This is a genomic window from Paenibacillus sp. FSL P2-0136 (assembly GCF_037975325.1).
Classification (GTDB): domain Bacteria; phylum Bacillota; class Bacilli; order Paenibacillales; family Paenibacillaceae; genus Paenibacillus_AQ; species Paenibacillus_AQ silagei.
Genome location: NZ_CP150244.1, coordinates 665,026 through 689,763 on the forward strand (window position 1 = coordinate 665,026; position 24,738 = coordinate 689,763).

Sequence of the window (24,738 nt, forward strand, 5' to 3'; positions counted from 1 at the left end):
GGTTACTCTTCCTTGTGCAGGCCGGGAAAAATCTCAATCCGCAGAATGACCCGCGTGCCCCGGCCGGCCTCGCTCTCCACGCGCAGTCCGAACGGGCTGCCATAATCCATGCGGAGCCGCTCGTTCACATTGCTGAGGCCAATGCCGAACCGCTCCCCGTCCGCTCCGCAGGCCAAGCTGTCGTTCAGCGTATGCAGCGTATGCTTATTCATGCCTACCCCATCATCCTCTACGCAAAATACAGCCTGATTCCCCTCGGCCCGGCCGGTGACTCGGATCGTGCCCGGACCTTCCTTGGGCTCCAGGCCGTGAAAGACGGCATTCTCCACAATCGGCTGGAAGACCAGCTTAATCACAGGCAAGGGCAGCAGGTTGTCCGGCACCTCAATCTCCAGGCTGAACTTGTCGGGGAAGCGGATCTGCAGCATATCCAGATAATTGCGTGTATGATCCAGCTCTTGCCGGATGGTTACTAGTTCTTCGCTGCGGACAACCCCGTACCGCATTTGTATGCCCAGCAGGTAAGTCAGCTTCGCCACGCGCGGATCATCGCTGCCCTCGGCCAGCATGCGGATGGATTCCAGGGTGTTGTAGATGAAATGCGGGTTGATCTGGTTCTGCAGGGTACGCATATCGGCTTTTTGCTTGCGCTTCTCCGTCAGTGTCACCTCCTCAAGCAGGCCTTTGACCCGGATGATCATGCGGTTAAAATGACTGCCCAGCATGCCGATCTCATCATTGAACCGGGGATTTACCCAGACATCCAGATTGCCGTGCTGCACCTGCTTCATCAGGCGGACCAGAGATTTCAGCGGCTTCGTCAGCGCGTGGGAGATGAAGGTGGCGACAATCAGGGCGAAGGCAATGATGACCAGCGTCGTAAGCATCTGAGCATTCCGGGTCTTCGCTACGGGAGAAAGAATCCTCTCCAGCGGAATGGACACCAGCGTGGTCCAGCCTGTTCTGCGCGATACGGTGTATACCGCAAGGTATTCCTTGCCCTCCAGCGAGAGCTGAAAATGCCCTTCGGGACCCTTCACCTTCTGCAGGAACTGGTCGGTGTAGTCCTCCAGCAGCCGGCTGCTGCCATCTGCCTGCGGGCTGGCATACATGACTCCGCCCCGGTCATCGACAATCATCGTGCTTCCCAGGGTAACGGCATTGACGGGATCGACGATGCCTTTGAACAGGCTGATGCTAATATCGAAGACAATGATGCCGATCTTCTGCAGGGAGCTGACCGAGCTGACATTCCGCAGAACGCTGAATACCTCGCGGCTGTCACCGGCATTCACACGGATCGTATGCCTGCCCTGAATCACGGGGGTTACCCCCTCCCGGGTCAGGCTCTGCCACTGCGCCAGCCGTTCAGCCGGGAACAGCTCGCTGATCCCCGAAGCCTTGTCATAGTAGACCGATCCGTATTTGTCCACCAGGTAGACGGCAACGATCTCTTCCTTCGTATGGCTCAAATAACTCAGGAACATCGACATACCGGTATTCTTGTCCCAGTCGGTATCCTGCTGCTCCAGATAGAACTGGACATCCGTGTTATATAGCGGAAGTGCGGTATAGCGCTTAAGGTCAGCCACATACCGGTCAATAGTGTCCGAGGCGCTGCCGGCCACCTGCCCGGCGCTTGAGGTAGCATTAACCAGTACGGAATGGAAGGTGGAGCGGGACGACAGGTAGCTGACATAGGTGATCGGCAAGGAGATCAGAAATATAAATACTACAATCAGCTTGCGCTCCATGGGCAGGTTGGCCAGAAACAGCCAAAGTGTCCGCGGAGATCTCCGGATATAGGATAACACGGTTGTTGTTCCTTTCCGTACAGCCCTACTTTACCGCGCCGCTCGTTACACCTTCAAAGATATAACGCTGCAGGAAGAAGTAGAGAATGACTGTGGGCAGCAGAATCAGCAGAATCGCCGCACAGATCAGATTCCACTCGCCGGAATTCACCCCCTGAAAACGCATGAGGATCGTCGTAACGACACCCAGACTTTGCTTGGGCATATAGAGGTATGGGATGTACATGTCATTATAAATGCTGATTGTTTTCAGGATAACCAGCGTAGCGGTAGCCGGTGTGAGCAGCGGGAAGATGATCGAACGGTAGATTTTGAACAGGGAAGCGCCTTCGACCATGGCATTCTCGTCGAGATCAAACGGAATATTGCGGATGAACTGCAGATAGAGAATAATTTGAATCACATCGGCCCCGATATAGAGCACAATGGGAGCGCCGAGTGTGTTGTAGAGACCCATGTTTTTGATGATGCCGAAGGTGGCGACCTGGGTAGTGATGCTCGGTATGATGGTGGCGATCAGATAAGCGCCGAACACGACTGGCTTCAGCTTGAAGGAGAACCGGCCGAGTACATATGCCACCATTGTGCCAAACAGAATGTTCAGGGTCAATGTAATTATAATGATAATGAGCACATTGCCGAAGCCGCTGAGCAGGCCGCCGCGCTGGAACACAGCAATGAAGTTGTCAAAGTTAAGGAAGCTGTGCGGCAGAGCCATGGAGCTGCTGCTGTTGAACTCGTCCGTGGATTTGAAGGCGTTGACGATGACGACATAGGGCGGGAACAATACCACGAATACCCCGATCAGCAGTGTGAAGTATTTGAACAGGTCTTTAGGACGGAATCTGAAGGGTTCCATGGCTATTTATCTCCTCCCCGGCTGAGAACAAGTTGTTGGACTAGCAGCACAATGACTACGAAGAAGAGCAGGATGATGCTCATTGCCGAAGCCAGGCCGTAGTTATTGAAGGCAAATGCCGTATCGACCACACGCTGTACATAGGTCTGGCTGGCGCCTGCAGGGCCGCCTTTGGTCAGCACGAACGGCAGATCGAACACTTCAAGCGCACCAGTAACGGTCAGGAACAGATTGAGCTGAATGACGGCTTTCATATTCGGCAGGGTAATTCTCCAGAGCGTCTGCAGAGAGCCGGCTCCGTCAATCTTGGCCGCTTCGTAGATATCGCGCGGGATGGCTTGCAGCGAGGCGATGTAGATGACCATATTGTAGCCCATGAACCGCCAGAAGCCGGTGGAGGCGAGCGAATAGTTCACCAGTCCTTCGGTGCCGAGCCAGCTGGTCTGTCCCAGGCCGCTCAGGCCGATGCTGTTCAGGAATAAGTTCAGCGAGCCGTTAGTCGTGTCGAACACATATCCGAACATGAAGGCGACGGCCACACCGTTCATAATGTAAGGCAGGAAGAGCAGGATGCGAAAAGCATTTCGGCCCCGCAGCCTGCTGTTCAGGACCACCGCGAAATAGATCGCTGCGAGATTCTGCAGAATACCCATGACGAAATAAGCGAAGTTATGGGTGAATACTTTGAAAATATCGGGCGTACTGAATACCTCACGGTAATTGGCGAGGCCGACCCAAGGCTTCTCGGGGCTGTAGCCGTCCCAGTTCGTGAAGCTGTAATAGATCAGCTTGAGCGCCGGATAATATGTGAAAGTGCCAAGGAGGATCAGCGGAATCAGCAGGAAGGAGACAATGATAATCGTCTTCTGCTTGTTGTAGGATAGGGTTCCGAACAATAGGTTGACCTTCTTTCATGTGAGCTCGGCGGGATTGACGACAAAATGGATTATCCGGGAAGGCGATAATCCATTTGTACGTCAGAGGGTACGTCCGGCTGCCTGTGGAAGCAGGGTGAATTGTTTTAGTAGCCGAGGTCTTTCTTGGCCTTGGCCCAGGCTTTGTTCCATTTGTCGAAGACCGTCTGCGGGTCCTTGGCCAGGACGAATTCCTGGGCCATAGCCGGCAGGTCAAGCTGCGCCTTGTTGGTGATTTCTGTAACCTGGGCGTTGTCTACCGTGCCTTCCTGCAGTACTACGCCGGTGGACTGGAATTCCTTAAGCTGGGTCAGCTTGGATTCCCTGCCCTTAAGCGGAGAGATGAAGCCGGCGAAATCCTCATACCCGGAATCTTCAATCATCCATTTGACGAACGCTTTGGCGGCATCGACATTCTTGCTGTTCTTGGCTACGGCATAAAAGAAGTCAGGACTGAGCGGAGCCGTCAATGTACCTGAGTTGTCATAGGGAAGCGGGAAGAAGCCTACGTTGTCGGAGGTGGTTCCGGCGCCGATCACCTGATTGATGACCCAGTTGCCCAGGAAGTACATAGCGAACTTGCCGGAGGCGATATCCTTCTTCGATTGCTCCCAGTTGGTGGAGTTGATGTCTTTCTCCAGATAGCCCTTCTCATTCAGCTCTCTGAGCAGGCTGAGCGATTTGCCGTATCCGTTGTCCATGGTGAACGGTGCATCCTCTGTCAGCTTCTGGTTAGGAAAGTCAGGGTTGCCGGCAATAACGCGGGGGACTGCGTATACCCAGTCGTTAAGCGGCCATTTGTCCTTGAAGTTGGAGGCGAGCGGTACCACGCCTTTGGCTTTGAGCTTCTCGCAGGCAGCCAGGAATTCATCCCAGGTCTTCGGAACCTCTGTAATTCCGGCATCGGAGAATGCCTTCTTGTTGTATACAATACCGGAGGTGGAGTTCCCGGTAGTGATTCCGTAGAGCTGGCCGTCAAAGGCCTTGAAGTCTTTGAAGGTGAGCTGGTCGTTCAGTCCCAGATCATCCAGCGGGGCGAAATATTTCGGCAGGTCGGAGTTGGGAATATTGGGAACGAACATGACGTCAGGCAGCTCGCCGCTGGCCATGCGGACCTTGGCTTGCTGGTTGTAGTCCGTCTGGGAGGCTTCAAATTCTACTTTGATATTGGGATATTTCTCATTAAAGCGTTTCACATATTCGTCATACTCTTTGCCGATCATGTCGGTTCTGTTGGTCAGGAAGATGATCTTGCCGCTGATGTCGGCTCCGCCCGGGGCTGCCGGCTCCGCGGTTGCAGCCGCTGCATCTCCGCCGGTGCTCTCCGGAGCGGCGGTGGCTGCTGCCGGTTCATCTGTGGCTTTTGCGGCATTGCCTTTATTGTTGGAGCCGCAGCCGGTCAGGGATAAAGAGAAAATCATGATAATAACGAAAAATAACGATAATAACTTATTCCTCATTGTTTTGTCCCCTTTTCGTTAAAATGTTAGCGTTTACATCAATATTATAGCGCTAATTTATTGATGTAGAAATGTATTCAATTATTATTTATTGTCTTTATTTGTTCTGTTTCTCCGATTATAATTAAGTTATTGCTAACAATAAAATAACAAAATACAATGATGGCAGCTAAAACAAAACTTTTAGGAGGATTTATGAATCAACAGCAAAAGAACTTGAACCACTGGGAATTCAGAGCCTGCGGAGATGAAGAATGGCTTACGGCTGTTGTACCGGGAACGGTGCATACGGATCTGCTGCGCAATGGCGTTATCGATCAGCCCTTCTATGGAACGAATGAACATGAGCTGCAATGGATTGATAAAAAGGACTGGGAATACAGAACCGGATTTGTATTAGAAGAGATATGGCAGACGCTGGCGGTTACGGAGCTGGTGTTCGCCGGGCTGGATACGTATGCCGATGTGTATGTGAACGGCGTTCACGCCTTGTCCGCAGATAATATGTTCCTGTCCTGGACCGTGAATGTGAAGGGGCTGCTGCGGGCGGGTGAGAATGAGATCCGCATCGTCTTCCGCTCGGTGGTGACCGAGGATCTGCCAAAGCTGGCGGCACTGGGCTACAATCTGCCTGCGCCGAATGACCAGTCTGAGTTAGGTGGTCTTCAAGAGCAGCGGATCAGCGTATTTGCCCGCAAAGCGCCGTATCACTACGGCTGGGACTGGGGTCCCCGATTCCTGACCAGCGGGATCTGGCGGGAAGCTGTGCTGACAGGCCGTAACGTTGCGGCGATTGAGGATTTGTACATTCGCCAGCATGCGGTGAATGAGCAGGAGGCCCGGCTGACAGCCGTGATTGAAGCGGACGCACCGGAAACGTGGAGCGGGATGCTGCGGTTAAGTGCCGAAGGGCAGGAATGGATGAAGGCGGTTACGCTCACTCCGGGCAAGCAGACGCTAGAGCTTGAGCTGGTGATTGACCGCCCGCGCCTGTGGTGGTGCAACGGCCTGGGCACGCCGGAGCTGTACCTTTTCCGTGCAGAGCTGCTGCAAGGAGCGGAGGCTGTAGCAGTATCGGAGGTAACGACGGGGCTTCGGGACATTAAGCTGGTGCGTAAGCCGGATGCGCAGGGGGCGTCGTTCCATTTTGAGCTGAATGGGGTGCCGGTCTTCGCCAAGGGTGCCAATCATATTCCGAACGACAGCTTCATTACGGAGGTTACGGAAGAACGTTACCGCCATGAGATTGCCACGGCCGTGGAATCCAATATGAATATGCTGCGGGTGTGGGGCGGCGGCTTCTATGAAGAAGAAGTGTTCTACCGGCTGTGTGATGAATACGGGCTGCTGGTCTGGCAGGACTTCATGTTCGCCTGCAGCATGTATCCGGGCGATGAGGCGTTCCTGAATAATGTCCGCGCAGAAGCGGTATATAATGTCCGCAGATTGCGTAACCACCCTTGTATCGCGCTCTGGTGCGGGAACAATGAGATTGACTCGGCCTGGTCGCAGCATGAGGAGTACATGGGCTGGGGCTGGAAGGAGAAGCTGAATGCTGAGATTCGCCAGAGCTTATGGACTGCCTATGAGGAAATCTTCCACCGGATTCTGCCGGAAGCTGTGGCCGCGAACCATCCGGGTATGGATTACTGGCCGTCCTCGCCGCTGCGCGAACTCACAGGTGGTCAGGATCAGCATGCCACGCGGATTATGGGTGACGGAGATATCCACTACTGGGGCGTCTGGCACGCCAAGGAGCCGTTCGAGAACTATAATCTCAAGGTAGGCCGCTTCATGAGCGAATACGGCTTCCAGTCCTTCCCGGAGCTGAAGTCGGTGCTGAGCTATGCAGAGGAAGAGGAGCTGGCGCTGGAATCGAAGGTCATGCTGGCCCATCAGAAGAATGGAGCGGGCAATCAGCTGATTAAGGAGTATATGGATATGTATCTGCCGCAGCCGAAGGATTTCCGGGGCTTCCTGTACATGAGCCAGGTGCTTCAGGCCGAGGCGATCCGCATGGCTATGGAGAGTCACCGCCGTAACAAGCCTTATTGCATGGGCACGCTGTACTGGCAGATGAATGACTGTTGGCCGGTAGCCTCCTGGGCGGGCATGGATTATTACGGGCGCTGGAAGGCGCTGCAATATACGGTGCGCCGCAGCTTCCAAGAGGTGCTGCTGTCTGTAGACAGCACGGATGGGGAGAGCGTCAAGGTCTATGGGGTGTCTGACCGGCGGGAGGCATTGGACGCAGAGCTGGTTCTGCGGCTGCATGATATCAGCGGCCTATTGCTGCGCGAATGGTCACAGCCGGTAACCCTTGCTGCGGATTCATCGGCTGTGGTCTTCACACTGCCGCTGGCCGAAGTGTTAGAGGGCCGTGAACCGGCCAGTGTGCTGCTGGCGGCTTCGCTCCTGGAGAGTGGGCAGGCGGTGGAGCAGGGGCCGGGGACAAGGCAAGTGCTGGAGCCGGAGACAAGACAGGTATTGGAGTCTGAGACACGGAAAGTGCTGGAGCGCAAGGAGCATTACTTCGCCCGGGCGAAGGATATTCCGCTGAGCAAGCCGGTCATCACGGTGACAGAGGCACCGGGAAGCGGCGGTCAGAGCTTCACGCTAAGCAGCGATGTGCTGGCGCGGGGCGTGCACCTGACGGTGGAAGAAGAGGGTATCTTCTCGGATAATTACTTCGATCTGCTGCCGGGTGAGCCGAAGACGGTGGAGTTCTCGATTCGGGGCGGGAGCAGCGGCGGAGGGGCAGACTTCACCCCTGCCGCGCCGACAGGACTCGTAGTCCGCTCGATGGCGGATTATATCTAATCACGAACTCTCACGCAGATGAGGATACTTCCGTAACCGTGGACTTGCCTGCAACTGTGATTCCGCCGCAACTGTGATTCTGCCGCAACTGTGATTCCGCCGCAACTGTGATTCCGTCGCAGCGGGGATCCCGCAGTAGCATGAATTCACCTCTGGAGTCGTGGCTCCCCTGACCCACAGCCGGTTTGCGGACTGACATGACCTTATTTGCTCATAAACTAACCTGATTTCTGTTCTTGCGGACTCAGAAGACTTTATTGTCTTCCGGGCTGGCCGTTTCAAGGCGAAATCGCACGAATAGGGGCCACTGAGTCCGGATGACAGGGCCAAAGCGGCTATTTATGCGGAATAGCGGATTCTCAGTCCGCATTGGCAGCATGATTCGGTATATGGGCATCATGTTTCGGTATAATCCAACAAAGAGCGGTCCCCCGTCATCGGAGGATCGCTTTTTGTTGAATACGGCCGCTTTCAGGCCGGTTCGATGAACATCTCACCCAGGATCTGCCCGGTGCGATATGCATGCTCGGGAAGCGCAGCGGCGGTGAAGGCCGCCACATCCTCTGGCTTGATATCGTACATGGCTTCAATTTCTCTGGAGAAGAGAAGTTGTCCTTCCGCAAGCAGCTCAGGCATAGCCGGGAGAGCAGCAGGAGCAAGCGGCTCAGGAATAAGCTGCTGCAAGGCATCTACGTAGTTTTGCAGCGTACGGGACCCGACGAGCTTGATGCCTTGGTTCTCTTCATTGACCATGACAAGGGTCGGGAAGCCGCGTACGCCGAGCTGGGCCACCTTCTGGAAATCTTCCTCCAGCAGCTCCTGTGCCGCTTCCAGTCCTGCGGCCTGAACGATGTCATCACCGGGTAATCCCAGACTATTCACAATATCCGCGAGGACCTCGTCTTCTCCGATATTCCGGTTGAAGACGAAGACGGCTTCTCTGGCGCTCCGCAAGTAGGCCAGTTCCTTCCCCGGATGTCTCTGCTGGATCACCTTGAATACTCTGGAGGGCGGATAAGAGGACATGACCGGATTGTTCAGCCATAGGGTGCCGTCAATGGGCATGCGGTAATGCGCTCCGACTTCCTTCCAGTGACCCGCTACATCGGCTGGCTGCTGTATTCCATTTGCCTTGTCAGCGAAGCCATTCCAGCCGGCTAATAATCCGCCCATCAGAGGCTGTAAATCAAAGTACTTTCCATATTGTTGCATAAACCGGTTCAGGGTAGGCTCGATGGCCCAGCAGTGTGAACAGATCGGATCAGTCGCATAATAGAGAGTAACTTTGGGCTGCTGCTGCGGATTGAAATCTATAATTTGTGTATGCTCCTCGTCGCTTACCCCGCATACACCTGTCTTCAGATCACAGATCATAGGATTTGTATTCATAATAAGGGGTTACCTCCTCCGTTTCTACTTGTAGTATGATTATAATATCTGGCATCAGATTAACAAGTACTATTGTTTTTAATACCTGGTATATAAAATATACTAATGGAGGGATCACCTATGAATTATGAGGCTGACTTAACGCAGATGTGCCCAGCCACCTTTGCCTTTCATGTCATCGGCGGGAAGTGGAATCTGCCCATCCTCGCTTTACTGAGCGAAGAGGGGCCGATCCGGTATAACGAACTAAAAAGAAGGCTGAACGGCATCACCGGAACAACGCTAACGAACTGTCTCAAGGATCTTATCGACTACGGGATTATCCACCGTGAGCAATATCCTGAGGTGCCTCCGCGCGTCGAGTATTCCCTTACCCCCTCCGGGCAGGAATTGGTTCCGTTAATTGAAGAGATCGTGGCTTGGGGAGCGAATAACATTCATGCCTTAGGCGGACAGAAGGTATAGGATTTTTTTCCCGGTGAATCCGTTCCCTCCGGTTGACTTGCGTATGACCCGCCCCTATGATGATAAATAATATGTAACATTAACGCTCGCATAAAGCTCGCACACAGAGGAGAGAAACAGCATGGCTATGGAGATTGAACGCAAATTCCTGCTGCCGGAATACCCGGAGCGGCTGATTGAAGAAGGACAGCTGAAGGTGCTGACCCGTCACAGTATTGACCAGACGTATCTTGCGATTGAGGACGGGCAGGAGCTGCGGGTGCGGAAGATCACGGATCTGGACACAGGCGAGGTTACTTACACGCACACGTTCAAGGATGGCAAGGGCATCAGCCGCCAGGAGATTGAATATTTCATTTCCGCAGGCTTGTATAACCAGATGATTGAGGCTGTGAAGGCGATCCCGCTGGTCAAAACCCGCATTACAGGCGTATGGAACGGTACAACGGTGGAGATTGATCTCTATACCCAGCTGGAGCTTACCGTGCTTGAGGTTGAGTTCGATTCGCTGGAGGAGGCGGAAGGCTTTATAGCCCCGGAATGGTTCGGCCTGGATGTCAGCACAGAGAAGAAGTACAGCAACAAAACCGTCTGGAAAGAGCTTCAGGGCAAATAGCCCCGGTGAGCCTTAATCTTATAGAATCAGCGGACTTTAACGCGTAAACGTGGTACTATGTACAGTAAATAAAGAGGGGTTCAGGAGGATGAGACGGGTATGGAGTATATAAGCACAAGAGGCAAGGTAGCGGCCAGAGGCTTTATTGATACGGTTCTGATGGGGCTGGCGGATGACGGCGGGTTGATGGTGCCGGCTGAGATTCCGGTGATTTCCCCGGAGAAGCTGGAGGAATGGAGAAGCCTGAGCTTTCAGGAGCTGTTCCTTGAGATTTTCTCCTACTACACCAATGACGAAATTCCTTATGAAGATCTGCGCTCGATGGTCTACACCAGCTATGGCAGCTTCCGCGCTCCGGAAGTCACCCCGCTGCATCGGGTAAACGATTCTCTATACGTGCTGGAGCTGTTCCACGGGCCGACGTTTGCCTTCAAGGATGTGGCGCTGCAGTTCATGGGCGAGCTGTATTCCTACATTGCCAAGGTGCGGGGCGAGATTATCCATATTCTCGGGGCTACCTCCGGCGATACCGGAGCGGCTGCGATTCAGGGTGTGCGCGGCAAGGAAGGCATCAAGATCTGTATCCTTCATCCGCACGGCAAGGTCAGCAAGGTGCAGGAGCTACAGATGACTACCGTAGATGACAGCAATGTGCTGAACCTGTCCGTAGAGGGTAACTTCGACGACTGCCAGAAGATTATCAAGGAACTGTTCGCCGATCTCGACTTCAAGGGACGGTATCACCTGCGGGCGATTAACTCCATTAACTTCGTGCGCATTCTGGCGCAGACGGTCTATTATTTCCATGCTTATCTGCAGCTTCCGGGAAGCGATCAGAAGAAGGTCAATATCAGCGTGCCTTCGGGTAACTTCGGCAATATTTTCTCAGGCTACCTGGCGCAGCGAATGGGCCTGCCGATCCACAAGCTGATCATCGCCACCAATGAGAATAACATCCTCGAACGGTTCGTGGTCACCGGCGAATACAAACCAGGCAGCTTCACGGGCACCTACAGCCCGTCGATGGATATCCAGGTGGCGAGCAACTTCGAACGCTATCTGTATTATCTGCTGGACGAGGATGCGGATAAGCTGTCCGGGTACATGGCAGCCTTGCAGAGCGAGGGCGCGATTAAGGTGGACGGCGAGCTGCTGGCCCGGGTACAGGCGGATTTCTCCGCGCTGGGCGTGAAGAATGCACAGTGTCTGGAGATCATCAGCAAGTACCAGCAGGAATCCGGCTATCTGCTCGACCCGCATACGGCGTGCGGCGTAGCGGCCTACGAAAAGTTCAGCGCGCCTGATGAAGTTAGCATTGCTTACGCTACAGCGCATCCGGCCAAGTTCGACGAGGCGATTGCCTTGACCGGCATCAAGCAGGAGTTCCCGGCTCAGATCTCGGCCCTGTTCGAGCAGCCGCAGCATCAGGTCGTGGTCGATCATGATAAGGCGGAGATCGTGCGCCAGCTTGTAGCTTTTTACGGGTAAAATAGGTGCGTGTCCAGTGGGGCCCGCGCAGGATGAAGACAGCCCCCGCCGGGATAAGCGGGGGCTGTTTGCTGTCGCTCGAAATGTGGGACACTGGATAGTACATGTACCTAACTGCCCAGTGCTAACTGCCAACTGCCCAATGCCCTACTGCCAACTGCCCAGTGCTAACTGCCATTGCGCGCTGCTCACCGCTACTGCGCCTAACCTGCCTCCGCCAGTCGGGTGATTGCATTATGTACAATAGAAAGTCCCCAAAACACCTCTAAAATCAATTCTGTTGTATTTGATACAGCAGATTTATGGGGGGAGGCCTGCTACAGGCGCAAACTCCAAATTCTGTTGTACGAAATACAGCAGAATGGCAAAATGGGAGCTTTACACCGGATTCTATTGTACGAAGTACAATTGCAGGCTGGGTTGTGGGAAATGCAAGGCTAAGTTGGAGTGAATGTCTCTGTGTGGGATGCAAGGTAAGTTAGAGTAGAGTGGATCTGTGTGGGATGCAAGGTAGGTTAGAGTGGAGTGGCTCTGTGTGAGATAATGCATGGCCCCCAGAGGTAAAGGCTGGACGAATGGCCCCATGCTCTGATGGGCGGTGTTGCCGAATGAAGGTGAATCCTGTGCCTATTCTCAGGTGCTTTTTTTCACAATCGAAATCTAGCGGAATTTGTCGGAAATTACGGTATATAAGTGGACATACCTATCATGGAATGAGAAAATAGCAGTTATAGCTTATATATTTAAAAAAGGACGGGATCATTCATGACTATTCGTTTCGGGGTTGTAGGGACTAACTGGATTACAGACCGCTTTGTGCAGGCGGGACTTGAGAATGAGGAGTTTCTGCTCACGGCCGTGTATTCCCGCACAGAGGAGAAGGGACAGGCTTTTGCCGCCAAGTATGCCGGGGCTTCGATCTATACGGATCTGGAGGCGATGGTATCAAGCGCAGAGGTGGACGCGGTCTATATCGCCAGCCCCAACTCGATGCATGCGGAGCATTCATTGATCTGTCTGAACCACGGCAAGCATGTGATCTGTGAGAAGCCGGCGGCCTCCAACAGCCGGGAGCTGAAGGCGATGATTGAAGCAGCGCGCAGCAATGATGTGCTGTTCATGGAAGCGATGAAATCCACGTTCATGCCGAATTTTGGCGTGATCCGGGATAACTTATATAAGCTGGGTCAAGTCCGGCGCTACTTCGCAGGTTATTGTCAATACTCTTCGAGATATGATGCTTACCGGCAGGGGACGGTGCTGAACGCGTTCAATCCTGAATATTCCAACGGCTCTCTGATGGATCTGGGGATCTATTGCTTATATCCGATGGTGGCGTTGTTCGGCAAGCCGGATTCGGTCAAGGCCGTTGGGCTGATGCTCGCTTCAGGGGTGGACGGGGAAGGCAGTATGGTCATGCGTTACCCGGACATGGACGCGGTGGTTATGCATTCCAAGATTGCCGATTCCTATCTGCCTGCTGAGATTCAGGGCGAGAATGGAACGATGGTGATCGACAAGATTAACCAGCCCTATCAGGTCAAAATCCACTACCGCGACGGAACCGTCGAGGAGCTTACGCTCCCGCAGGTGTATGAGGCGATGTACTATGAGATTGAGGAGTTCATTCATCTGCTGAAGAGCGGGCAGCGGGAGAGCGCGACCAACAGCCACGCCAATTCCCTGGCGGTGGCAGAGCTGATGGAAGAGGCGAGAGCCCAGATTGGCCTGCGGTATGCTTCGGATCTCTAACGTAACGGGCAGCCTGGCCTGCATTATATATTGAAATGGGGAGCGGAACTTGAAGACGTTCAAAAAGGTATACATCGAGATCACAAGCGTCTGCAACCTGGCCTGCAGCTTCTGTCCGCCCACGGAGCGGCAGAAGAATTTCATGAAGCTGGAGACGTTCAACACCATTCTTGATGAGATCAAACCGCATAGCAATCATATCTATCTGCATGTCAAAGGCGAGCCACTGCTGCATCCGAAGCTGGGCGAGCTGCTGGATGCCGCACATGCCAAGGACTTCAAGGTCAATATTACGACCAACGGCACGCTGATCCGTAAAGCGGGGCCGAAGCTGCTCGGCAAGCCGGCACTGCGGCAGATGAACTTCTCGCTGCACAGCTTCGACGGCCATGCAGGCTCGGAGAACCGTGAAGGTTATCTTACAGAGATCATCCAGTTCGTCCGGGAGATCTCCGCCCAAGGTGTCATTGTCTCGTTCCGGCTCTGGAATCTGACGGAGGACAACCGGACGAATCTGGAGAAGGAGCGCAACCGTGAGACGCTGGCTCTGCTGGAGGAGGCTTTTGGACTGGGCTACAGGATCGAGGAGAAGGTCGTCCCCGGCAGCGGCGTGAAGATCGCCCCGCGTGTGTACCTGAACCAGGACCACGAGTTCAGGTGGCCGGCGCTGCATGAGCCGGAGGATGACGGGAAGGGCTTCTGCCATGCGCTGCGCAGCCAGGCGGCGGTCCTGGTAGACGGCACCGTTGTGCCGTGCTGTCTGGATGGCGAAGGGGTGATCAACCTCGGCAATATTCATGAGCAGCCGTTCTCCGAGATTGTCGAGGGGGAACGGGCGAATAATCTGTTCTATGGCTTCTCGCGCCGGGAAGCTGTTGAGGAGCTGTGCCGTAAATGCGGCTACCGGCAGCGGTTCGGCACCTAGCCGGAGCGCGGAGCCGGAGTGGGGGATGGTGTCGGTGCATACCGGCAAAGCAGCAGGGTGATGCTACTGGGAAGACAGAAATATTTATAAGGCCGGATCATACGAAAAGAGGGAATAGATGCCTACTATACTTGTTGCAGACGACGATGCGAATATCCGCGAGCTTGTCTGCCTATTTCTGCGCAATGACGGATTCGATACCGCTGAAGCGGCAGACGGGCAAGAGGCGCTGGCGGTCTATGCCAGAACGCATGTGGATCTGGTCATCCTGGATATTATGATGCCGGTGATGGACGGCTGGGCGCTATGCAAGGAGCTTCGCAGAGCAGACCCGGAGCTGCCGCTGTTAATGCTGACGGCGAAGGGGGAGACCTGGGAGAAGGTGAAGGGATTCGAGCTGGGAACCGATGATTATCTGACTAAGCCCTTTGATCCGCTGGAGCTGACGGTCCGGGTCAGAGCCTTGCTGAAGCGCTCGGGAATCGGCAAGTCGCATACGATCCGTATCGGAGAGGTAACGCTGGACCGGCAGACCTACAAGGTGATGAACGGGACAGAAGCGCTGTCCCTGCCGCTTAAAGAGTTCGAGCTGCTGTATAAGCTGGCCGGAACACCGGGGCAGGTCTATACCCGCGAGCAGCTGATCGACCAGATCTGGGGCATTGATTACTCGGGGGATGACCGGACGATAGATGTACATATCAAGCGCCTGCGTGAACGGTTTGCGGCTTCGCCGGATTTTCGGATCGAGACTGTCCGCGGTCTGGGATACCGGATTGAGGTTACTGAATGATCAAGTCCTTATATACCCGTGTGGTCCTGACTTATCTGATCTCCGTAATTGGGGGGACAGTGATCTCCTTCAATCTGGCAATCTGGATATACAAAGATGAATTGAACGAGAACCTGCAGTTTCAATTGCTGCGCTTCGCACAAGATGTCGTACAGATCTATGATGCCTTTCCGCTGACGGAAGCTGACAAGTTCGTAAGCGGCATGAAGCAGCTTGAGACCTATCATGTGCGGATTTACGATGCGAACGGCGGGGTTCAGTCTTATGGCGGTCCAGAAGGAATGAAGCTGGAGACCGTGACTGAAGCGCAGGTGCAGCAGGTGTTGGCAGGCGGAATTGTGCAGGTCAATCCGTCAGGCATCTCCATCAGCCTGCTAGGGATGCAATTAACTACGGATACGGGAAAAAAAGCATTGTTCGTAGAGCCGGTCGGTCCCCCCTCCTCCGCTTTTGTGCTGAAATGGCTGGTGAATTTCGTGGTGTATTCGCTGGTCTCCGGGAGTCTCGTGATCTTGGTGGCGGCCATGTTCGTGGTCCGGCCGATTAAGAAGCTGACCAACGCGACGCGCAAGATCGCAGCCGGGGACTTCAACGTGAAGCTGAATATCAAGCAAAAGGGAGAGCTGGGCGCCCTCGCGCGCAGCTTCGAGGAGATGACGCATGATCTGCAGCAGCTGGAGCAGATGCGCCGTGACTTCGTGTCGAATGTATCTCATGAGGTGCAGTCGCCGCTGACCTCCATCTCCGGCTATGCCCTGGCGCTGAAGCAGATGAATATTCCTGAGAGTGAACGGGGCCGCTATATCGATATCATCATCGGGGAAGCCGAACGGATGTCCAAGATGAGCGACAGCCTGCTGAAGCTGAGTCTGCTTGAATCGCAGTCCCAGCAGCTCCGGTTCACCACCTTCAGCCTGGATGAACAGATCCGGCGCGTGATTGTTGCTCTTCAGCCGCAATGGTCGGCCCGGCGCATCAACTTCGATCTTCAGCTGACGGCTGCCACGCTGACGGCGGATTATGACCTGTTGAGCCAGGTATGGACGAACCTGCTGGGCAACAGCATTAAGTTCTCCGGGGATGGGGGAGTAATCAGTGTCCATACGAAGCAAGATAATAAAAGTGTAACCGTTCGTGTATCCGACACCGGCATCGGGGTCGCTCCCGAGGACCAGAAGCGGATCTTCGAACGCTTCTTCAAGGCGGACCGCTCCCACAGCAACAAGTATAACGGCAGCGGGATGGGGCTGGCCATCGTGAAGCAGATCGTCCTGCTTCATCAAGGCGATATCCGGGTCGAGAGTGAGCTAGGCGCAGGCACAAGCTTCATTGTAACGCTGCCGCTGAATACACCGGCAGATTAGATTATTACACCGTTCATCCACCGTTCATATTACCGTCACGGAGAGTACATTTTCATTATATATACTATCCTTAGCACTTCATCAAGGCAGTACATCCGATTCATAAGGACAGGTGATTGTATAATGAAAAAAGGACTCAGAATCCTGCTAAAGTCTATAGCGGCATTGTTGATTGTGATCGTATTGTTTTTTGCCGTAGTATTTGTGGTCAATATCATCAGCAGCAAAGCGGAGCTGAAGAAGATTGATCAGTACGGGCAGCTTGTGCCAGTCGATGGCAAGAAGATGAATGTACTCATCCAGGGATCGGGTGAGGAGACTGTGGTGTTGCTGACGGGGTATGGCACCGGGGCACCGGCGCTTGATTTCAAACCGCTGGTAGACGAGCTATCTCCTAACTACAAAGTAGTCGTGGTGGAGCCGTTCGGCTATGGCTTAAGTGACCGGACCGATAAGGAACGGACCTCGGACAATATCGTCAGTGAGATTCATGAAGCATTGCAGCAGCTTGGAATCAAGCGTTACACCCTCATGGGGCATTCCATCGCCGGAATCTACGGGCTGGATTATGTGAACAAGTATAAGGATGAAGTGACGGCCTTTGTGGGAATCGACAGCAGTGTGCCGAACCAAGGGGGCTTGGACGATGAAATACCGGTGGGAACGCTTAAGTTCCTCGACAAATCCGGCATTGTGAGATTGTTCCAAAAGATAGGCGGCGACCCGTATGCCGGGCTTTCGTTCGACGAGCATACCAAGCAGCAGATGAAGATGATCGCCACCAAGAACTCAAACAATGACACTGTCGTGAATGAGAGTAAGTATTTCAAGGAGAATTTCACAGCAGCCCAGGCGCTGACCTTCCCCAAAGAGCTTCCGCTGCTGCTCTTCGTACAGTCAAATAATACCGATGTTGAGGGCTGGATGCAGCTGCATGAGGAACAGGTGAAGGATTCCGTGTACGGTAAGCTGGTGCCGCTCAATGGCGGACATTATCTGCATCATACGCTGTCCAAAGAGATTGCCAAGGATTACAGAGAATTCATGGCAGGTGTGAAATGAGAGGAATCTGATTCCCGGCCAACTATCTGATACAATTGAACAAGAGCTCTTCGCAGCCGCAGGCTTCTATAATAGAAGCTTGCGGTTTGTTCCATTCCGGGGACACTCTGATTCAAACCTGAAGCACATGGGCTATTGTATATAGATTGCTATTACATAGGGAGGTATGCAAATGCTGAAATCATTACGGGCTATAGAGGCGTATCGTGAAGGAGAATGGCCTGCCGGAGAAGGCTATCCGTGGCTGGAGTACATCGTGCAGGCAGAGCAGACGATTGTGAACCTGGAGCGGGTAGAATCGCTGCAGTCGCTTGCGCAGCAGAATCCGGTGCTGGATTATGTAGAGCGGAGTCTGCGGGTGCTGGACAGTCTGCCGCTGTCGTATTGGATCAAGGAGCTGGCTGAGGAGACGCTGATCTGGTCGGAGACGGCTAAGGGCGGGACTCTCCGGCAGCGGCGGAGCTGGCAGGAAGAGGGTATTAATATTTTCGTTCATAATATCGGCTCCGCAGAATTGTACCGGAGGTATGCAGAAGGGATGAAGCAGGACGAGGCAGGCTCTGCGGAGAAGAGACGGGTCATACATACGCTGATCGAGACGCATGGGCTGATTGGACAGCAAATCCGCGGCGAGGTTCCGCCTTCCGTCAATCTTCCGTTGTCCGCACTGGTGGAGCAGGGACTGCTGGGCGCAGAGGAGCTGGAGCGGCTGCTGTTCGCACTGAATCACTGCATCATTGCTGCGGTATCCCCGGAGCTGTGGCAGGAGGTCCGCCTGCAGGTCATGGAGCTGATTGCTGTAATTGCTTCAGGGAATCTGCAGCCTGAAGTCCCGATGAAGGAACGTCTGCGGAGAATGCGCGCCGGGTCCATTGCGCAGGGGGAGGATTACGAGACGGAGTGGGACGGGTTGGTGCAGGAGGGCTTCCTCCCAGCTGCGCTGGAGCCGCTGCAGCCTGCCACCTTCTGGTATGTGGAATCGGCGCTCCAGACCTTCTCGCTGGAGCAGTTCCTGAAGGTCATGAGTCTGGTGGCCGGCAGCGGCCCGCTTCAGCTAAGCCATCTGAGCCATCTGAGCTTCGAGGCGGTCATGAACAGTATTCATTATGACTATAAGGGCAGCAAGAAGATCAACGTCTATAAGAAACGGATTATTGAGAAGTATCTCTCGGAGCTGAGCTGGGAGGAGATCTACAGCGGCGTGAAGCCTTCCGGCAGCAACCCGCATCTTACGCACAGGCTGCGGGGTAAGGAGCATCTGCCGGATACGCTGTTCTTCCAGTTCGAGTTCTCAGCAGCAGCGGAGAAGCTAATTGAGTTCTGTATGGAGGCCGAGAAGTCAGCGCTGTATGAACGGGCGGTCCTGCTGCTGTTCGACCTGTTCGATCTGCGGCGGGACGCTTTCGACCGCTTCCACAATGAGGATACGTACTTAAGCCAGATGAATGATACGGCTGACTATAAGGCAGTGATTCTGGACTACGTTACCGGAGGGAAGGTGCTGGACATCGGCCCCGGCGGCGGGGTGCTGCTCGATCTGATTGAGGAGCGGATGCCGGAGGTGGTGCCAGTGGGGATTGATATCGCAAGCAATGTGATCGAAGCGCTGCGGCAGCGCAAGCAGCGGGAGGACCGCCGCTGGGAGGTGCTCCAGGGCGATGCGCTGAACCTGAAGGATTACGTGGAGCCGGGCACGGTGGACACGGTGATTTTCTCATCGATTCTGCATGAGCTATACTCCTATGTGCCGCTGGACGGCCGGAAGTTCAATCATGGCACGGTGGCGGCAGCGCTGACCAGTGCCTTCGATGTACTGGCAGATGGCGGGACGATCATTATCCGCGACGGGATTATGAGCGAGCCGGAGGAGGAGCGGCGCAGAGTGCGGTTCCTGGAGGCGGACGGGATGGCGTGGCTGGAGCGGTACGCGAAGGATTTTGCCGGACGGAATATCCGTTATGAACAGCTGGGCGAATACGAGGTTCTGATGCCGGTAAACGATGCGATGGAATTCCTCTATACCTACACCTGGGGGGAGGAAGCCTACATTCATGAGGTTCAGGAACAGTTCGGCTACTTCACACCTTCGCAGTACACCGCATTCATTCAGCAGACGCTGGGGGACCGGGCCAAGATAGAGGTCTTGCGTCATTACCTGCAGGAGGGCTACACGGAGGCGCTGGAGAACAGAGTGGTTATGATGGACGATAACGGGCAGGCGGTGCCTTTGCCGGACAGCACCTGCTTTATTGTAATTCGTAAAGACGGTGGGAGGAATTCCGTGCTTGCTGGCAGGTAATGGGGATGTAGTGTTAAGTAACTTGCCTATACTCTAATGCTCAACGTTTGGCTATTGCACTTTGTGCAATAGATGTCTCTGAAATCGACGGGAAAGTAGCTTCTATTGCACTCTATACAATAGAATTCGCCGGAAATGGCCTTCTGGAGCCTAAATCCAGTAATCTACTGTATGAAATACAATAGAATGCGTTCTAGGGCAATATAGAGCGGAATCTATTGCAGAAAATGCAATCAGGGAACACAAGAACACAACGGAGTGGCCATCGCCGCGTCCACTCCAGTGCTGAAACCCATCTTATGTAATTAAAAGGCTGTCCCGCGTAGTCATATTCATGACTTATGGGACAGCCTTTTGAGTTATAAAGTATGGTTATACTTTGAACTTGCTCGGCGTTATTTAAGCGTGATGATCAGCTCGCTGATTTTGCCGCCTTGTACCTTGAATTCATGGGTGAACTGCTGCGGGGCGGGAACACGGTTCTTATTGAACTCCCCCTCCATCTCAGCGGTCACTGCAATGCGGCCCTGGATTTCTTCAATTTCCATAATAGTAAAGCGGACCTTAGCAGAGAATAGCTCGGATTCTGCCCAAGCCGCTATAGCCTCTGTGCCTTCGGCCGACTTCCCGTTATCCTTCACGGTAGCGCCGGGTGCGAACAATTCGATCAGAGCGTCAGGCTGGTATTGGTTCACTGCATTGTAGAAGTCCTGTACCTCAATTGGCAAGGTTACATGCTGATTCATGAATATCTGCCTCCTGTAAGTAGATTAGTGGGGAACGGCATGTCCACCGGAATGAGCCATTAGGCCACCGCTGAAGCGGCAGGTGCCGTGGTCATCCATACCCTAACTTAAACGTATCCGGGCAACCGTAAGCAGGAAAAAAGAATGGGGCGGGGTCCAGCCTACGGATAAAGCTGGTTCTGCCCGGTGAAGGGACTGGCGTCCTTTCGGAATTCTGAGGGCGAGCAGTTCATGACTTTGCGGAACACTTTGATGAAGTAGCTGACGTTGTCGAAGCCGACATCCATGGCAATATCGGAGATTTTGCGGTCTCCCTGCTTCAGCAGGGCTGCGGCCTGGCGGACCCGGTAGGAGTTGATGTAATCGACGGGCGTCTTGCGGGTCATGCTTTTGAAAAAACGGCAAAATTGCCCTTCGCTCATCGGAATCAGCCCCGACAGGTCTCGGGTGCGGATCGGCTCCTGGTAGTTGTCTTGGATATAGAGAATTACCCGCTTCAGGCGGTCAATCTTCGTGGGCTCCGCGCCTTCGGACTGGCTGTGGTTGACGAAGCGCCCCGGCTGCGCAATCTGCGAGAGCATAATCAGCAGGGTTCCTTTCATAAAAGCTTCGAATCCGGGCATTTGTTGCTCATACGCGTTCATCATCCGGTTCAGATGCACCAGCAGCTCCGCCTGCCAGGGAACAGAAGGGGTGAGGTGGCGCGGAAAGCTCTGGCGTTTCTCCTGAAGCGGCAGAATAACACTCTGCTGGATAGTATCATATTGGGCGCTGGCCAGCAGGTCGGGGTGGAAGACAAGGGCGCAGAAGCGGCAGGGGGTCTCCGTAAGCGCGTATGCGGCATGGATATCCCCTGATTCAATGAACACGGCCTCACCCGGGCGAAGCGTGAAATAGTCGGTGTCTACCTGAAACAGAATCTCGCCTTCCAGCAGCAGGAAGAACTCGGCTTCCTCATGCCAGTGGGTGTCCAGGACATGCGCTCCGGCGGGAAGGTCGATCCAGTAGGCAGCCAGGGGGAACATGACATCCCCGTGTTCGCGGTCTTCTTTGAGCAAGCGCTGCGAGGTACGGTCCATTAGGGGCCTCCTTGTCTGATGACGTCAAAATAGTGTTATAAATAAGCTATATATTATTAGTTTTGAGCTTTTATTATCGGTATAATGCAACTATATACACCAAATCGAAGGGTGGCAAGTGCACATATGAAATTTACAGACGGCTTATGGCTGGTTCGTGACGGAATTACAATCAATGGTGCAGTGCAGAACTATGTTGTAGAGAAAACAGAGGAAGGCCTGACCGCCATCACGCAGACTACACCCATCACGGGACGTTCGGCGACACTCAACTCCACACTGCTGACGGTGAAATTCCACTCCCCGCTTCCGGGCGTGGTAGGAGTCAAAATTATTCATAACGACGGCGTGATTCCACGCGGACCTTCGTTCGAGCTGACTGAGGGAACCGGCGATCATGTGGAGATCGAGGAGACAGAGACGCAGACAGTGCTGATCAGCGGCGGACTCCGTGTGGTCATTAACAAGGGCACCCACTGGTCGGTGGACTTCTACCGCGGGGACGAGCGAATTACCGGCAGCGGTTACAAGTCGATGGCCTACATCACGGATCAGGACGGCAACACCTTCATGCGTGAAGAGCTGGACTTAGGCGTCGGCGAATTCGTGTATGGTCTGGGCGAACGCTTTACGGCTTTTGTCAAAAATGGCCAGGTGGTGGATCTGTGGAACAAAGACGGCGGTACAAGCTCCGAGCAGGCGTACAAGAACGTTCCGTTCTATGTGACGAGCAAGGGGTACGGTGTATTTGTGAATCAGCCGGAGCTGGTATCGTATGAGATTGCGTCTGAGAAGGTGAAGAAGGCCCAGTTCAGCGTAGCCGGAGAGAGCCTGGAATACTTCGTGATTGAAGGACCGACGATTAAAGAGGTCATCACGAAATACACCTCCCTGACCGGCAAGCCTGCGCTGCCTCCGGCCTGGACCTTCGGCCTGTGGCTGACGACTTCGTTCACTACAGATTACGATGAAGCTACGGTGAACTCCTTCGTGGAAGGGATGGCGGAGCGCGATCTGCCGCTGCATGTGTTCCACTTTGACTGCTTCTGGATGCGCGAATATCAATGGACGGATTTCCAGTGGGATTCCCGTGTGTTCCCGGACCCGGTGGGGATGCTGAAGCGTCTGCACGACAAGGGGCTGAAGATCTGCGTATGGATCAACTCCTATATCGGACAGCGCTCCCCGCTGTTTGAAGAAGGCCGGAAGAACGGTTATCTGCTCAAAAAAGCCAACGGTGACGTCTATCAGACGGACCTCTGGCAAGCGGGAATGGGACTGGTCGACTTCACGAACCCTGCGGCTTGTGAATGGTATGCCGGTTACCTGCGCGACCTGGTGGATATGGGCGTAGACAGCTTCAAGACGGACTTCGGCGAGCGGATTCCGACGGATGTGGTATACTTTGACGGCTCCGACCCTTACAAGATGCATAACTATTATACCCAGTTGTATAACAAGGTTGTATTCGAGGTGCTGGAAGAGAAGCTCGGCAAAAATGAAGCTGCCGTGTTCGCACGCTCCGCTACCGCTGGCGGCCAGCAGTTCCCGGTTCACTGGGGCGGCGATTGCTATGCCGACTATGAATCCATGGCAGAGAGCCTGCGCGGCGGCCTGTCGCTCGGCCTGTCCGGCTTCGGCTTTTGGAGCCATGACATCGGCGGGTTCGAGAACACCGCTCCGGCGCATGTCTTCAAGCGCTGGCTGGCCTTCGGCCTGCTCTCCAGCCACAGCCGTCTGCACGGCAGCACCTCGTACCGTGTGCCTTGGGCGTATGACGATGAAGCCGTGGACGTTACCCGCTTCTTCACCAAGCTCAAGTGCAGCCTGATGCCGTACCTGTATGATGTAGCCGGACAGGCACATGAGCAAGGCTGGGCCTCGATGCGGGCCATGGTGATGGAGTTCCCGGAAGATCCGACCTGTGAGGTGCTGGACCGCCAGTACATGCTTGGTGATTCCCTGCTGGTCGCTCCGATCTTCCAGGAGAACGGCGAAGTGAAGTACTACCTGCCGGCCGGACGCTGGACACACCTGTTAAGCGGTGAGACCGTACAGGGCGGAGCATGGCGCAAGGAGAAGCATGACTTCTTCAGCCTGCCACTGTTCGTTCGGCCGAACACTTTGCTGGCTGTGGGCAGTGAGGACAGCCGTCCGGATTATGATTTTGCCGATGGCGTGAAGTTCGGCCTGTACTCCCTGGAGGACGGGAAGTCTGCTGCAGCGACTGTGCGTGATATCCACGGGGCTTCTGAGCTGAAGGTGGAAGCGGTTCGCAGCGGCAGTGCTGTAAAAGTAACTGCCGAAGGCAGCGGCAAAGCATTCACCCTGGCGGTGAAGGATCTCGGCGCTATCGCTTCCGTGGAAGGTGCGGAGCAGGTAGATGAGACTACAGTGAGCGTGGGCGCGGGCGAGAAATCCGTATCGTTCACGATTACGCTGAAATAAGTGAACTATAGACGGAATTAACACACACGCAAGACTGAATTAACACAACTATAGCCGAATTAACACACCTGCAAGACTGAATTAACACAACTATAGACCGAATTAACACACCTGCACGCTGGCTTAGCCTATGGCGGCCCTTAAGTAACCAAGCTCTCTGATGACAGGGGACATTAGTCTCCTGGATCGGGGAGCTTTTTGGGGATTGGCGGCGATGGGGAGTGCAATGGCGCACACGATGAGCCACAACGGGCTAATTGCTGCCAGAAATGCAACAATCCCCGCAGCAGGAGCAGGGCTATGGCGAATTGTTGTCAAAAATGCAGCATTTCAGCTTCCTTGGGCCAATCAGCGGCAAAATTCCTGCATTTGGTGCAACATTGCACCGGAACACCCGATTTTACGGGCATCAGTGTTGCAGATAGTGCAACATTAGAGGTTTCGA

General features: G+C 54.2%; 19 protein-coding genes. 11 read left to right on the forward strand and 8 right to left on the reverse strand.

Annotated elements, in window-relative coordinates; translation table 11 throughout:
- Window positions 1-2: 2 nt before the first annotated feature.
- The 4 genes from NYE26_RS02795 to NYE26_RS02810 form a co-directional block, all read right to left on the reverse strand.
- Window positions 3-1,754: a sensor histidine kinase gene (locus NYE26_RS02795; RefSeq protein WP_339253711.1), complete on the reverse strand. Its 1,752-nt coding sequence runs from the start codon at window positions 1,752-1,754 to the stop codon at window positions 3-5.
- A gap of 85 nt (window positions 1,755-1,839) precedes the next feature.
- Window positions 1,840-2,673, reverse strand: a complete 834-nt coding sequence (locus NYE26_RS02800; RefSeq protein WP_339253713.1) for a carbohydrate ABC transporter permease — start codon at window positions 2,671-2,673, stop codon at window positions 1,840-1,842.
- Window positions 2,674-2,675: 2 nt separating this feature from the next.
- Window positions 2,676-3,569, reverse strand: coding sequence for a sugar ABC transporter permease (locus NYE26_RS02805; RefSeq protein ID WP_339253715.1), 894 nt, complete (start codon window positions 3,567-3,569; stop codon window positions 2,676-2,678).
- Window positions 3,570-3,694: 125 nt separating this feature from the next.
- Window positions 3,695-5,047: an extracellular solute-binding protein gene (locus NYE26_RS02810; protein ID WP_339253717.1), complete on the reverse strand. Its 1,353-nt coding sequence runs from the start codon at window positions 5,045-5,047 to the stop codon at window positions 3,695-3,697.
- Between the two features lie 195 nt (window positions 5,048-5,242).
- Between NYE26_RS02810 and NYE26_RS02815 the strand changes: the two genes are divergently transcribed.
- The gene (locus NYE26_RS02815; RefSeq protein ID WP_339253719.1) at window positions 5,243-7,867 is read left to right on the forward strand and encodes a glycoside hydrolase family 2 protein; all 2,625 of its coding nucleotides are present in this window, start codon (window positions 5,243-5,245) and stop codon (window positions 7,865-7,867) included.
- Window positions 7,868-7,877: 10 nt separating this feature from the next.
- Here NYE26_RS02815 and NYE26_RS02820 read toward each other — a convergent pair whose 3' ends face one another.
- On the reverse strand, window positions 7,878-8,066 hold the full coding sequence (locus NYE26_RS02820) for a hypothetical protein (protein WP_339253721.1): 189 nt from the start codon (window positions 8,064-8,066) through the stop codon (window positions 7,878-7,880).
- A 272-nt stretch (window positions 8,067-8,338) separates the two neighbouring features.
- Window positions 8,339-9,256 carry a DsbA family protein gene (locus tag NYE26_RS02825; RefSeq protein WP_339253723.1) on the reverse strand — a complete coding sequence of 306 codons (918 nt, stop codon included), beginning with the start codon at window positions 9,254-9,256 and terminating at the stop codon, window positions 8,339-8,341.
- Window positions 9,257-9,376: 120 nt separating this feature from the next.
- Here NYE26_RS02825 and NYE26_RS02830 point away from each other — a divergent pair, with 120 nt between their 5' ends.
- The 9 genes from NYE26_RS02830 to NYE26_RS02870 all read left to right on the forward strand — a co-directional run bounded on the left by NYE26_RS02830 (window position 9,377) and on the right by NYE26_RS02870 (window position 20,020).
- Window positions 9,377-9,721, forward strand: coding sequence for a helix-turn-helix domain-containing protein (locus NYE26_RS02830; RefSeq protein WP_339253725.1), 345 nt, complete (start codon window positions 9,377-9,379; stop codon window positions 9,719-9,721).
- A 121-nt stretch (window positions 9,722-9,842) separates the two neighbouring features.
- Complete coding sequence (locus tag NYE26_RS02835) at window positions 9,843-10,337, forward strand: CYTH domain-containing protein (protein ID WP_339253727.1); 495 nt, start codon at window positions 9,843-9,845, stop codon at window positions 10,335-10,337.
- A gap of 99 nt (window positions 10,338-10,436) precedes the next feature.
- Window positions 10,437-11,825 (forward strand): threonine synthase, encoded by a 1,389-nt coding sequence (thrC, locus tag NYE26_RS02840; protein WP_339253729.1) that lies wholly within the window; start codon window positions 10,437-10,439, stop codon window positions 11,823-11,825.
- A 765-nt stretch (window positions 11,826-12,590) separates the two neighbouring features.
- Entirely contained in the window at window positions 12,591-13,577 is a 987-nt protein-coding gene (locus tag NYE26_RS02845) for a Gfo/Idh/MocA family oxidoreductase (RefSeq protein ID WP_036731252.1), read from the forward strand.
- 49 nt (window positions 13,578-13,626) lie between these two features.
- Complete coding sequence (locus tag NYE26_RS02850) at window positions 13,627-14,502, forward strand: radical SAM/SPASM domain-containing protein (protein WP_339253732.1); 876 nt, start codon at window positions 13,627-13,629, stop codon at window positions 14,500-14,502.
- A 118-nt stretch (window positions 14,503-14,620) separates the two neighbouring features.
- The gene (locus NYE26_RS02855; protein WP_036731256.1) at window positions 14,621-15,295 is read left to right on the forward strand and encodes a response regulator transcription factor; all 675 of its coding nucleotides are present in this window, start codon (window positions 14,621-14,623) and stop codon (window positions 15,293-15,295) included.
- Window positions 15,292-16,659: a HAMP domain-containing sensor histidine kinase gene (locus NYE26_RS02860; protein ID WP_339253734.1), complete on the forward strand. Its 1,368-nt coding sequence runs from the start codon at window positions 15,292-15,294 to the stop codon at window positions 16,657-16,659. Before NYE26_RS02855 ends, NYE26_RS02860 begins: the two co-directional genes overlap by 4 nt.
- Before the next feature lie 123 nt (window positions 16,660-16,782).
- On the forward strand, window positions 16,783-17,721 hold the full coding sequence (locus tag NYE26_RS02865) for an alpha/beta hydrolase (protein ID WP_339253735.1): 939 nt from the start codon (window positions 16,783-16,785) through the stop codon (window positions 17,719-17,721).
- Window positions 17,722-17,893: 172 nt separating this feature from the next.
- A complete protein-coding gene (locus tag NYE26_RS02870; protein WP_339253737.1) occupies window positions 17,894-20,020 on the forward strand; it encodes a class I SAM-dependent methyltransferase in 2,127 nt (708 codons plus the stop codon).
- 395 nt (window positions 20,021-20,415) lie between these two features.
- Here the strand turns inward: NYE26_RS02870 and NYE26_RS02875 are convergent, their stop codons facing one another.
- Window positions 20,416-20,766 carry a nuclear transport factor 2 family protein gene (locus tag NYE26_RS02875; RefSeq protein WP_339253739.1) on the reverse strand — a complete coding sequence of 117 codons (351 nt, stop codon included), beginning with the start codon at window positions 20,764-20,766 and terminating at the stop codon, window positions 20,416-20,418.
- Between the two features lie 161 nt (window positions 20,767-20,927).
- Entirely contained in the window at window positions 20,928-21,845 is a 918-nt protein-coding gene (locus NYE26_RS02880) for an AraC family transcriptional regulator (RefSeq protein ID WP_339253741.1), read from the reverse strand.
- Between the two features lie 126 nt (window positions 21,846-21,971).
- Between NYE26_RS02880 and yicI the strand changes: the two genes are divergently transcribed.
- Window positions 21,972-24,293: an alpha-xylosidase gene (gene yicI, locus NYE26_RS02885; RefSeq protein ID WP_339253743.1), complete on the forward strand. Its 2,322-nt coding sequence runs from the start codon at window positions 21,972-21,974 to the stop codon at window positions 24,291-24,293.
- Window positions 24,294-24,738: the final 445 nt, after the last annotated feature.

Excerpts from the sequence above, each read along its gene's own strand:
- NYE26_RS02825 (WP_339253723.1), bottom strand. The coding sequence starts at position 9,256 with ATGAATACAAATCCTATGATCTGTGATCTGAAGACAGGTGTATGCGGG.
- NYE26_RS02880 (WP_339253741.1), bottom strand. The coding sequence starts at position 21,845 with ATGGACCGTACCTCGCAGCGCTTGCTCAAAGAAGACCGCGAACACGGG.
- NYE26_RS02795 (WP_339253711.1), bottom strand. The coding sequence starts at position 1,754 with ATGGAGCGCAAGCTGATTGTAGTATTTATATTTCTGATCTCCTTGCCG.
- NYE26_RS02810 (WP_339253717.1), bottom strand. The coding sequence starts at position 5,047 with ATGAGGAATAAGTTATTATCGTTATTTTTCGTTATTATCATGATTTTC.
- NYE26_RS02830 (WP_339253725.1), top strand. The coding sequence starts at position 9,377 with ATGAATTATGAGGCTGACTTAACGCAGATGTGCCCAGCCACCTTTGCC.
- yicI (WP_339253743.1), top strand. The coding sequence starts at position 21,972 with ATGAAATTTACAGACGGCTTATGGCTGGTTCGTGACGGAATTACAATC.
- NYE26_RS02820 (WP_339253721.1), bottom strand. The coding sequence starts at position 8,066 with ATGTCAGTCCGCAAACCGGCTGTGGGTCAGGGGAGCCACGACTCCAGA.
- thrC (WP_339253729.1), top strand. The coding sequence starts at position 10,437 with ATGGAGTATATAAGCACAAGAGGCAAGGTAGCGGCCAGAGGCTTTATT.
- NYE26_RS02865 (WP_339253735.1), top strand. The coding sequence starts at position 16,783 with ATGAAAAAAGGACTCAGAATCCTGCTAAAGTCTATAGCGGCATTGTTG.
- NYE26_RS02815 (WP_339253719.1), top strand. The coding sequence starts at position 5,243 with ATGAATCAACAGCAAAAGAACTTGAACCACTGGGAATTCAGAGCCTGC.
- NYE26_RS02800 (WP_339253713.1), bottom strand. The coding sequence starts at position 2,673 with ATGGAACCCTTCAGATTCCGTCCTAAAGACCTGTTCAAATACTTCACA.
- NYE26_RS02835 (WP_339253727.1), top strand. The coding sequence starts at position 9,843 with ATGGCTATGGAGATTGAACGCAAATTCCTGCTGCCGGAATACCCGGAG.
- NYE26_RS02875 (WP_339253739.1), bottom strand. The coding sequence starts at position 20,766 with ATGAATCAGCATGTAACCTTGCCAATTGAGGTACAGGACTTCTACAAT.
- NYE26_RS02860 (WP_339253734.1), top strand. The coding sequence starts at position 15,292 with ATGATCAAGTCCTTATATACCCGTGTGGTCCTGACTTATCTGATCTCC.
- NYE26_RS02855 (WP_036731256.1), top strand. The coding sequence starts at position 14,621 with ATGCCTACTATACTTGTTGCAGACGACGATGCGAATATCCGCGAGCTT.
- NYE26_RS02845 (WP_036731252.1), top strand. The coding sequence starts at position 12,591 with ATGACTATTCGTTTCGGGGTTGTAGGGACTAACTGGATTACAGACCGC.
- NYE26_RS02870 (WP_339253737.1), top strand. The coding sequence starts at position 17,894 with ATGCTGAAATCATTACGGGCTATAGAGGCGTATCGTGAAGGAGAATGG.